Here is a 5597-nt window from a genome sequence, read left to right on the forward strand (position 1 = left end):
CCGCGCGGGCATCCCGGTGATCGTCCGCGACGGCGGCCCCTCCCGTCCCGCCTCCGTGGCGCGTGGTGTGGACGCCGTGGCCGAGCAGGCCCGGCACCATGGGTGGGATGAACGCTCCCTGACCGTCCTGGTCCACGACGCCGCCCGGCCGCTGACCCCCGCGGACGTCGCCGAGCGGGTGGCCCGACAGGTGGAGGCCGGTTCGGTCGCCGTCGTGCCAGCGGTCCCCGTGACGGACACGATCAAGCGTGTCGATCCGGCCGGACGCCTCGGCCACCACTCGGAGCAGGCCGAGCAGGTGCGCGAGACCCTGCCTCGGGCCGAGCTGCGGGCTGTGCAGACGCCGCAGGGCTTCACCCTGGAGTTCCTGCTGCGGGCCTTCGCCCATCTGGGGGAGCTGAAGGCGGAGGAGGCCGAGGCGCTGACCGATGAGGCCATGGTCGCTGAGGCCCTCGGGGTCGACGTCGCCGTGGTCTCCGGGGACGCCCGTGCGCTGAAGATCACGACTCCGGCGGATCTGCTGGCCGCCGAGGCGCTGCTCGCCGAGCACGGCTCTGAGCCGTCCTCGCCGGGCACGGACCCTGCGGGGAGGCCCCCGGCCGTGGTCGTCCCGCGGGTCGGCATCGGGCATGACGTCCACGCTGTGGCATCGGCGGGGGAGCCTCGGGAGCTCTGGCTGGCGGGCCTGCATTGGCCCGGCGAGCAGGGACTCACCGGGCATTCCGACGGCGACGCGGTCGCCCATGCCGCCTGCGACGCCCTGTTCAGCGCAGCCGGTGTCGGAGACCTCGGCGTGCACTTCGGGGCGGACACCCTGGGCACGGACCGGGAGGACATGGAGGGAGCCTCCGGTGTGCGACTGTTGGAGGAGGCGGCGCGGATCGTGCGTGAGGCAGGATTCGAGATCGGCAGCATCTCGGTGCAGTTCGTGGCGAGGCGCCCCAAGTTCGGTCCGCGGCGCGAGGAGGCGCAGCGGGTGCTCTCGGCGGCGGCCGGGGCCCCGGTAGCGCTCAGCGCGACCACCTCGGACGGGCTGGGCTTCACCGGCCGCGGCGAGGGTGTGCTGGCCACCGCCACTGCCGTGCTGATCCCGCAGTCCCCGTCGCCAGCGGTCAGTTAGGCTTTCCCCGTGGCACTGCGACTCTATGACACCAAGACGGCGACCGTCCGCGACTTCGAGCCCCTCCAGCCGGGACGGGTCTCGCTGTACTACTGCGGGGCCACCGTGCAGGGCCGCCCGCATGTGGGCCACGTCCGCTCGGCGGTGGCCTTCGACATCCTGGTGCGCTGGCTCGAGCACAGTGGATACGACGTCCTGTCCGTCCGCAACGTCACCGACATCGATGACAAGATCCTGGAGAAGTCTGCCGCGTCGTATGCCGCGGACTTCGTGCCGGATGAGGACTACCCGGCGGGGGAGCCCTGGTTCGCCCTGGCCTATCGCTTCGAGCAGGCCTTCCATGAGGCCTATGACGCCCTGGGTGTGCGTCGGCCCCGGTATGAGCCGCGCGCCACGGGCCACATGACAGAGATGTTCACGCTCATCCGCCGGCTGATCGACGCCGGCCACGCCTATCCGACCACCGACGACTCCGGCGACGTCTATTTCGACGTCCGTTCCTGGCCCGCCTACGGGGAGCTGACCCGCCAGCGGGTGGAGGACATGCAGGACGCCCCCGATGCTGATCCGCGCGGCAAACGGGATCCGCGCGACTTCGCGCTGTGGAAGGGACATAAGGACGGGGAGCCGGAGTCTGCCTCCTGGGACTCGCCCTGGGGTCGTGGTCGGCCGGGCTGGCATCTGGAATGCTCCGCGATGTCCACCAAGTACCTGGGTCCGACCTTTGACATCCACGGCGGCGGCCTGGATCTGCGCTTCCCGCACCATGAGAACGAACTGGCCCAGTCGGCCGCGGCCGGCGACGGCTTCGCCCGCTACTGGCTGCACAACGGCATGGTCACCTACGAGGGCGAGAAGATGTCCAAGTCGGTGGGCAACACGATCTCTCCAGAGGAGATGCTGGCGTCGGCCCGACCGGTGGCGGTGCGGTATTTCCTGGGTCAGGCGCAGTACCGCTCCCAGCTGGACTACCGGCCGAGCTCCCTGGCTGAGGCCGAGGCCGCCGTCGACCGCATCGAGACCTTCCTCGCCCGTGCAGGCGAGGTCGAGGAGATCGCTCCCGGCGATGCCGTGCCCGAGGGGTTCGCCGCGGCGATGGACGACGACCTCAACGTGCCTGCGGCCCTGGCGGTGCTGCACGACACTGTCAGGGCCGGCAACACCGCCTGGGATGCGGGAGACCGCGGCACGGCCGTCGCCCGTGCTCGGGAGGTGGCGACGATGGCCTCGGTGCTCGGCCTGCTGGACGTCCCGTCCCCGAGCCGCGCTGCGGACGACGCCGGCCACGCCGCCCTCGCTTCCCTGGTGGAGGGTCTGCTCGAGGAACGGGCCGAGGCCAAGGCGGCGAAGGACTATGCGCGCGCGGACGCCATCCGTGACCGGCTGACGGCGGTCGGGGTGCAGATCGAGGACTCCCGCGACGGCGCCCGCTGGTCGCTGGCCCGTGGAACCGACAAGGAGGCCGCTCATGGCTAAGGACTCTCGACCGAAGTCCGCCGCAGTGCGGAAGAAGCAGAAGAAGGGAGCCGTCGTCGGCTCCGGCGGGCAGGGGCGCCGCAAGCTCGAAGGCAAGGGCCCCACTCCGAAGGCGGAGGACCGGGTCTATCACAAGGCCCACCGGCAGAAGAAGCTGGCGGAGCGCGCCCAGGCCAAGCAGACTCAGCAGCAGTCCCGCGGCCGGCGCGGCTCCGGGCACGGAGCCGATGACGTCGTCGCCGGGCGCAACGCGGTGGTCGAGGCGTTGGCCGAACGGGTGCCGGCCCGCGAGCTGCACATCGCCACCGACATCGACTCGGACGGACGGGTGCGTGACGCACTGCGCCATGCCGCGGAGCAGGGTGTGCGTGTCAAGGAGGTGGCGCGCCGTCAGCTGGACACCACCACCGGCGACGCCGTCCACCAGGGCGTTGCTCTGGTGCTGGAGCCCTATGACTACGCCGACCCGGTGGAGCTGACCGAGTCCCTCCTGGAGAGCGCGAAGAAGGGCCACATCCCGCATCAGCCGCTGCTGGTGGCCTGCGATTCGATCACGGACCCTCGTAACCTGGGCGCCATCCTCCGTGCCTCGGCGGCCTTCGACGCCGACGCCGTGATGATCCCGGAGCGTCGCAGCGCCGGCGTCACCGCCACGGCGTGGAAGACCTCGGCCGGGGCGGCGGCACGGATCCCCGTGGCCCGTGCCAAGAACCTGACTCAGGCGCTGAAGGAGGCCAAGGATCAGGGATACTTCGTCCTGGGGCTCGACGGCGGCGGAGAGGTCGAACTGCCAGGGCTGGAGCTGGCGCTCGAACCGATCATCCTGGTGGTGGGCTCGGAGGGCCGCGGGCTGTCGCGTCTGGTGCGCGAGACCTGCGACCAGATCGTCTCGGTGCCGATCGCCTCATCGACCGAGTCGCTGAACGCCTCCATGGCGGTGGGGATCTCCCTGTATGAGGTGGCGATGCGTCGTCGGCGTGCCGACTGAGCGCGCGGATCGCCACGAGATCGGGGTCACCCTGCGGTAACGTCGGTGAGGGGGCGGGCAGGCCCGTCCGGATCTGAGGTGTGAGGAGGCACGGATGGCGCGAGTGCGTGGTGAGGAGCAGCCTGGCTTCCTGGAAGTCATGGAGAACTGGCTGGTCCACCAGCCGTGGTTCCCTGCGCGCCGAGGTCGTCGCGTCTTCACCCGCGTGGGCGGTCTCCGCCTTCCGACTCCCGCCGGCGATGCCGACCCGGAGCTGTTCCTGGAGGTGCACGTCTTCGACGTGGACCACGTCGCCTCTCGACGGGAGCGTCACCGTGACCAGGTCGCCGTTCCGGTGGCCGTGCGCAGTCGGCCCTCCGCCCTGGCGGGGAAGAACGCCTTCATCGGCCGGCTGGCCCGAGCCGACGGCGCTGAGGTGTGGCTGTACGACGGCGCCCGGGACCGCGCCTTCCTGGCCGCCTGGCTGGAGATGGCACGACGCCGGCAGGGCAGTCGCAATGGGCGGTCCAGGGGAGAGGCCATGGCCGGGTTCGATCAGTGGTCCCCTTTCACCGTCCAGCTGCGCCGGACGGCGAGCGAGTCGAAGCTCCGCCCGGTGACCCGCACGATGGTCACCCCTGAGGGGCTCTCCGACGACGCCGGTCTGTCCCAGCGCGCCGTGGTGGAGTTCCAGCGACGCCCCCGTTCCGTGCGGGACATCGAGCTCGAGACCGCGATGACGCTGACCGAGTCCGACTCGTCCTCGATCGCGAAGGTGCTCGGCGTGGTGAGCTGTTCGTGGGAGGACCGCACGGCCGCACTGGCAGAAGGCGTGGAGGAGGCCTGGGCCACAGGTGACCTGGCGATCATCCGGGAGGCGATCGGCCAAGCCCCCGATGGACGGACCTTGGCCAGGAAGGCGATGGCAGAGGGGAAGACCTTCAAGCGCCTGGCTCGGCGGATGGGTCGTGCCCTGGGTGACTTCCACGCGGACCTGGCGACGGCGTTCGGCGGGCACCCGCAGAGCCGGGAGCAGCTGAAGGTGATGGCGGACCAGGCACGCACCGATCTGCGGGCCCACTGGGAGCAGGTCCGTGAGGAGTTCGACGACGATGAGCGCACGGACATGGCGGAGGTCGTCGACCTGATGCTCTCCGAGCTGCGAGAGGTCGACGAGCCTCTGCAGGTGCAGCGCATCCATGGAGCCTTGGGCCTGGCGCACACCCACCTGGCGGATCCGGAGTCGGAGCGATGGATCTTCAATGAGGACGGCGGCATGGCAGACCAGGCTCTGCCGCTGCGGGACGTCGTCACCATGCTGATGTCCTTCGCCAACGTGGTGATGGAAGCCGCGAGCGAGGGCCACCAGGCAAGAAGCCGGCCGAGGTGGACGCGGTGAACTTCGGACAGTGGTACGAGGACGTCTCCGAGGTGTTCCTTGAGGGCTACCGGCAGTCTGAGGCAGACACCACCGGAGTGGACTCGGTGTTCTTCCGAGCGGCCATGCTCTCTGAAGCGATGGACCTGTTCTCCCGCTGGCAGGGGCAGTGGGTCTTCCGGCCCTCGATGCTGCTGCAGGCGGAGTCTTGACCAGGGGGATGTCGCGAGCGTCAGCCGTGCGTCGCGAATTGTGACCACGGTCTCATCCGCGTGCAGCTCCCGGAGAGGGGCACTGACAGGGCTGGATCCCAGTGCTGGCACGGAATTCGGGGCGCTGTTCACGCCGAGTTTACATTCGCTCAGAGATGGTGCTAGAGTTTCATTCCGCGCCGGGGACGACGGCAAGGCCGACGGGCCTGGCGCAGGCTTCGAAGTCTTCGAGGCCATCCTGATGAGATCGAGCAGCTCGGATCGAGCGGGTTTGACAAGCAGGATGGATCAGGTAAGATAGAGAAGTTGCTGTCCGGAGGGCGGCTCGGGACCGGGTTTGACAATCGGAAACGAGATGTTCTAGGATAGAAAAGTTGCTTCGGAGCGATCCGGAAAGCGAAAATTGACAACAGAGAATATGATATGATATTCTAGGTTGGCGGC

5 protein-coding genes are annotated in these 5597 nt (G+C 69.4%); all 5 read left to right on the forward strand.

All coding sequences use genetic code 11. The annotated features are described in order from the left end of the window. A partial coding sequence (gene ispF, locus BCY76_RS16795) for a 2-C-methyl-D-erythritol 2,4-cyclodiphosphate synthase (protein WP_070158959.1) occupies positions 1-1120 on the forward strand: 1120 nt, incomplete at its 5' end. 9 nt (positions 1121-1129) lie between these two features. Then, positions 1130-2596: a cysteine--tRNA ligase gene (gene cysS, locus BCY76_RS16800; RefSeq protein ID WP_085437947.1), complete on the forward strand. Its 1467-nt coding sequence runs from the start codon at positions 1130-1132 to the stop codon at positions 2594-2596. Further along, entirely contained in the window at positions 2589-3584 is a 996-nt protein-coding gene (rlmB, locus tag BCY76_RS16805; RefSeq protein WP_070158960.1) for a 23S rRNA (guanosine(2251)-2'-O)-methyltransferase RlmB, read from the forward strand. Before cysS ends, rlmB begins: the two co-directional genes overlap by 8 nt. A 94-nt stretch (positions 3585-3678) precedes the next feature. Then, complete coding sequence (locus tag BCY76_RS16810) at positions 3679-4962, forward strand: maltokinase N-terminal cap-like domain-containing protein (RefSeq protein ID WP_085437948.1); 1284 nt, start codon at positions 3679-3681, stop codon at positions 4960-4962. Then, the gene (locus tag BCY76_RS16815) at positions 4959-5153 is read left to right on the forward strand and encodes a hypothetical protein (protein ID WP_139827866.1); all 195 of its coding nucleotides are present in this window, start codon (positions 4959-4961) and stop codon (positions 5151-5153) included. The genes BCY76_RS16810 and BCY76_RS16815 overlap by 4 nt, the downstream gene beginning before the upstream one ends. Positions 5154-5597: the final 444 nt, after the last annotated feature.

The sequence above is a fragment of the Nesterenkonia sp. PF2B19 genome (genome assembly GCF_001758425.2).
Taxonomy (GTDB): domain Bacteria; phylum Actinomycetota; class Actinomycetes; order Actinomycetales; family Micrococcaceae; genus Nesterenkonia; species Nesterenkonia aethiopica.